Genomic DNA, 5339 nt, shown 5'->3' with positions numbered 1-5339 from the left:
GCCGCTTTTACCAACAAGGTATGCGGGCTGCAACCCTTATACAGTCTATCTCGTAGACCTCTTTGTCACCCCCCCAGCTTTGACACTAGATTTAAAGCCAATTGACCGAACTGATAACCTGAATCTATATCTCCCACAACTCCGCAAAGCAGAAGACCATAATTGGCATAAACAAAGGGAGACACGGAAGCATTACCATATTGGACGGACAAGTTTACTTGTTTGCATACCATCAAGGGCACCAGTTCTGGCGCAGCAATGTATGCCGCACCAAAGATACTTGATAAAAGTCTCATAGCTGCTAGTTTATAGGGATCGCTCATTTGAGGCAGGTCAATTAAATCCTCAATTCGCTTGCAGTTCAAAATTGACGCAGTTTCCCCTAGTGTCTGCCCAATATCTGAGGCGTTCGGCTCTTGGGGAAACTCCACCCCCAACAGCTTTAAAACTTGTAGCGCCGTATTAACTGCTTCTAGTAACTTGTTCTGAGCTATATAGACTTCAATCTGGACTTCATACACTATGATTTTGTCCAGTAAGGTTTTGGCGCAGTTTTGTACTACCTCAACGAACCTCTGCATTCCTTCAAAATCACCGCTCAAAAAACCTGCTTCTGCTGCTTCGTTATGTAGCGCTAATGTTATTTCATATTGATTTTGCCAACTATTTGCTATCAGTAATTCTCTGCCGAATTTGAAATATACAACAGCAGCCAAATAGGCAGTAGCAGCTTTGGCTTTCTTTCCGGCAACTAGATTCAAGTGTGCTAATTGCTCCCGTTCTGCTTCTTGGGTAATTAACTCAACTCCCACATTCAAGTGGTTGACAATATCAAATATTCTTTCTTCTCGTTCGGCTTCTGGCGTATTCTTTAATAACAGTTGACCGATTTTTAAGTGAGTCGAGCGCTTTTGGTCTTCTGGAATCAGAGAATAAGCAGCTTGTTGGACGCGATCGTGTAAGAATTTGTATTTGGGTAATTGATCGTGGGTAATAGGTAATGGGATAGATTTGTCCCTATTACCGTTTTCCCCGTTTTCATCTCCTTCTGCTTGGTAAAACTTATAAACCTCGCTAATGGGTAATATTAGCCCTTCTTGGAGAGCTTTCCACAGGTTGAGTGCAGTTTCTTCAAGCGATTTCTCCTCAACAATTGCCAGTGTTGCTAGGTCAAATTGATTGCCAATACAGGCTGCCAACTTCAAAACTTCTTGAGTTTGGACGGGCAACTTCCGTAACTGAATTGCTACGAATTCGACTACATCATCTGTCAGCGCTAATGTTCTTACTTTTGCAATATCGCACTGCCAGTGACGGATATCAAAATTAAACGAAATTAATCCATCTTCATGCAATGATTTGAGAAATTGGCTGCTGAAAAATGGATTGCCTTTAGTTTTCTGATAAACCAGTTCTGTTAAAGGTCGTGCTAGCACTTTTGAACAACCAAGAGTATCGGCAATTAAACCATTCAAATCCGACTGCTGGAGCGGCGCTAGAGTAATGGTATTCACCGTTGCTGAGGCTTTTTCAATGTCCGTCAAGGTCAGCATTAACGGGTGTGCTGGAAAAACTTCGTTATCTCGATAAGCTCCCATCAAGAAAAGATAGCGACTCCCCAAGTTGCTCATTAAAAGTTGTATCAACTTTAACGATGCTGAGTCTGCCCATTGCAAATCATCCAAGAAAATAACTAGGGGATGTTCCTTTGTAGTAAAAACTTGAATAAATTTTTCAAATAACAAATTAAAGCGATTTTGGGCGGCACTGCCGGAGAGTTCTGGTACGGGAGGTTGTTCTCCAATCAAAAATTTTAATTCGGGTACAACTTCCACAATTGCTCCCGCATTTTCGCCCAAAGCGGCTAAGATTTCTGAATTCCACTGCTCGATTTTTGCGTCGGTTTCCGAAAGCAACTGCCCGATTAAATCTTGAAAGGCTTGGACAAAAGCTGAGAAGGGAAGGTTGCGTTGAAATTGGTCGAATTTTCCTTTAATAAAGTAGCCGCGCTGCCGCACGATGGGTTTGTGGACTTCGTTGACGACGGCGGTTTTACCAATGCCGGAGAAACCCGCCACTAGCATCATTTCAGTGCTGCCTGCACTCACCCGGTCAAATGCTTCTAGCAGGGTTTGCACTTCGGCTTCTCTGCCGTACAATTTTTCGGGGATGATGAAGCGATCGCACAAATCTCGCTGCGCTATTTTAAAGTTAGTCAGCGCCCCTGTCTCTTGCCACTGGGATAAGCAAGTTTCTAAGTCGTACTTGAGTCCTAGGGCGCTTTGATAGCGACCTTCAGCATTCTTCGCCATCAGTTTGCTGACAATCTCAGACAGCACCAATGGAACGCTATTGTTAACTCTTGAGGCGGAGAGTGGTTGTTTGGCGAGGTGGCAGTGTACCAAATCCATTGGATCGTCTGTTTGGAACGGTAACTTTCCTGTTAGTAATTCGTAGAATGTTACTCCTAGCGAGTAGAAATCTGTGCGGTAATCAATGCCTCGGTTCATTCGCCCAGTTTGTTCGGGAGATATGTAAGGTAAAGTGCCTTCGAGGAGGTTGGGATTTTGAATTTCTTGGGTTTCGCGCGGCAGCAGGGAAGCAATGCTCAAATCAATCAGCTTGACTTCTTTGCTGACCGGGTTAATTAGAATGTTGGCGGGCTTGAGGTCTTTATGGATGACTCGGTGGCGATGAAGTCCGTCCAGGGCGTTGGCAATTTGAATCGCAATGGGAAAAAACTCGTTAACGGGCAAGCCTTCTAGAGGTTCGTTGCTAGCGGATGCTAGATTAGCCAGGTAGCTACATAAGGAAATTCCGCCAAAGTCTTCCATCACCAGAGCATAGCGGTTATGATAGCTCTCCAGGCTGTATGCCTTGACAGTGCCGGGGATATTTAAGTTTTTAGCAATTACGTATTGGTTGCGGAAGTGAAGCAGTTCGTTGAAGCTGGGAAAGTTATTTCGCAGTAGTTTGATCGCGACGGGTTGCCCATTTGACGAGCGAATGCCACGATAAACTAGAGTTCGATTTCCTGCGTATATTTGCTCGTTAATGTCATACCCTAGGAAAAGTTTTGCGCTCTTAGTCATATCTACGTATTCCTACTGCTTCTGTCAAGCCTGAAGCTTCTTAGAGTTACTATCTACTATTTTCGCTCGCTCTCCTGTGCTATTCAGTCAAGTACATTTTTCTTAATATACTTTGTGGATCAATTTATGAAAGTGCGAGTTTAAAACAATAGTGGAAGATTTTATGTAAGAGCTGTTGATACTTTAGTTAAGATTAAGTAGAAAATGAATGAGACTAATGCTGATTGAACTACAGCAGATGATTGAAGAGGAATTTAAGAGGCTAATCAGGTACTTAAGAGTATTTTTGAAACCGATACTTGATTGCGATCGCCTATAAAATCTAATCTCTAGTTTACATCATAATTTAATGTCATCCGTACAATTGTACCGGATCTGGATTTAAAGCGGGAAGCAGAGGAAATCGAGTTTCTGCGCCAGATTGCGGATCACTTGGGAGTCGCCCGATCGCAAGCTGAATTATTTGACCAGATGCCACAACAAGCTGCCCAACTCTCAGAAGTGAATCAGCTATTAAATGCCAAAGTTCAGAAACGGACAATGAAACTAGCCCAAGTCAATTACGCACTGCCAGCAGAAATTAGAGTTCGTCAACGATCGTCGGGAGATTGGGCAATTGAGGCAGCGCCGCGATCGCCATTCGGCTAAGTTTTTTACTTGTCAAGTAATTTCAGGAAATGAATTACTGATTGACATATCCAACTAAATTTGTTGATTCCGGAATTAGTCACTGCAGCATCAGGCGGAACACCGTCCCTTGAGGTATCGCTACGCCAACGGACGATCGCCCCGAGGCTTTCCGATCGCGGTTTTCATTTCAGTGAGCTAAAAAACCTGGTTGCTGAGCGTCGGAGTGCCTCCAGGAGGGGCAGAAATCTCTCAGAAAGGGATTTTTTAGCTTTTGCCTACCATCCTGTCTCTTTCTGTGGAACAGACATCCTGCTTGCTCTCTAAAGGCGTAAACTCGATGCTCGATCGACCTATACAGACATCCTCCTTGCTCTCTAAAGGCGTAAACTCGATGCTCGATCAACCTATGATGAGAATTTTTATTATTGGCAAATTGCCATTCTCCATGCAAGCGGACTCAGTAGCCAAGTCGCAAATTCATTGAGCTTTAATCAGCGCCGGATTCCACGCCCTGAGTTCAAGAGCACACATATTAAAAACAAAACAATAGCCTGCAGGCTCAAATTTTAGCATTCGATCCGAGCGGCGAATGGCTGACTCAGTGGCGGAGGCAATTTGCAGCTTTAGAAATTGAACACTTGCGATCGCCCGCAGTGCACCATCGAGATCCCAACCCTTATGAATTGTGGAGGTTTGCCGAAAATCGCTTCTCCGAATTGTTCCCCCCCCTACGATTTGCCTGGAAGTCGGTTATTTGAGGAATTTTGTGGCGACACAATTAAACGGTGGCAATTGGGCGATCGAGTTATCAAAGCAAAAGTTACCCGCATTCAGCCGAAATCCGGCCGTTTCCGCCTGTGGTTTGAAGACGGAAAAAGTGCGTTCGCCCGCCGAGTAATCGTCGCCGCCGGAAGTGGAAAACCGCATTTACCAGCGTGGGTAAATAAAATTCAAACACAGTATCCCGCCAAAAGAATTCGCCACTCCCATCAAGTAGATTTGCGAACTTTGCAATTGTACGGAGAACAAATATTAATTGTCGGCGGCGGACTAACCAGCGGACATTTAGCACTAGGAGCAATTGCCAGAGGAGCCCAAGTCCTGTTAATGACGAGGCGCTATTTCAAAGAAAAACTCTTTGATGCCGAACCCGGTTGGTTGGGACCAAAATACCTCAAAGGATTCGCCGCCGAACCAGATTGCCATTCGCGGTGGGAAACCATTCAACAAGCCCGCAACGGTGGCTCGATGACACCGGAAATTATGACACAGTTGCGGAGGCTCTCCCACAGCGAAAAACTGACATTTCACGAACAGTGCGAAGTTGTTGGCGTTCGGTGGGAAAATAACAGATGGACTGTTGATTGCAGCGGTGGGGAGACGTTATTTGTCGATCGAATTTGGCTAGCAACCGGCAGCAAACTAGACATTGCAGCCGAACCAATGTTCCAAGAAATGCTAGAAACGCATCCCCTTGAAATAGTTAAAGGTTTGCCAGTCTTAGACAAACACCTGCGTTGGCCCGGATGCGAATTATTTTAGGTAGTGCCCTGAAGGAAAGGATCGAGTAAGTTACTATTAGAGAGAAGTGTTTATCATAGTGTGATATGACAGTAG

Annotated in this window: 2 protein-coding genes and 1 pseudogene; 2 read left to right on the top strand and 1 reads right to left on the bottom strand. The window is 44.6% G+C overall.

Annotated features, from left to right (window positions below):
* Positions 1-74 precede the first annotated feature (74 nt).
* Positions 75-3092 (bottom strand): annotated as a pseudogene (locus tag QUA13_RS31215) (ATP-binding protein); the annotation flags it as partial.
* A gap of 471 nt (positions 3093-3563) precedes the next feature.
* Here QUA13_RS31215 and QUA13_RS31210 point away from each other — a divergent pair.
* Positions 3564-3740 carry a hypothetical protein gene (locus tag QUA13_RS31210; protein WP_333204810.1) on the top strand — a complete coding sequence of 59 codons (177 nt, stop codon included), beginning with the start codon at positions 3564-3566 and terminating at the stop codon, positions 3738-3740.
* 660 nt (positions 3741-4400) lie between these two features.
* Positions 4401-5264, top strand: a complete 864-nt coding sequence (locus tag QUA13_RS31205) for an FAD-dependent oxidoreductase (protein WP_333204808.1) — start codon at positions 4401-4403, stop codon at positions 5262-5264.
* Positions 5265-5339 lie beyond the last annotated feature (75 nt).

Source organism: Microcoleus sp. S28C3 (assembly GCF_036700785.1).
Lineage (GTDB): Bacteria > Cyanobacteriota > Cyanobacteriia > Cyanobacteriales > Microcoleaceae > Microcoleus > Microcoleus asticus.
The sequence above is the reverse complement of the archived record's forward strand: the minus strand, read 5'-3'. Positions and strand labels throughout refer to the sequence as shown.

Excerpts from the sequence above, each read along its gene's own strand:
- QUA13_RS31210 (WP_333204810.1), top strand. The coding sequence starts at position 3,564 with ATGCCACAACAAGCTGCCCAACTCTCAGAAGTGAATCAGCTATTAAAT.
- QUA13_RS31205 (WP_333204808.1), top strand. The coding sequence starts at position 4,401 with ATGAATTGTGGAGGTTTGCCGAAAATCGCTTCTCCGAATTGTTCCCCC.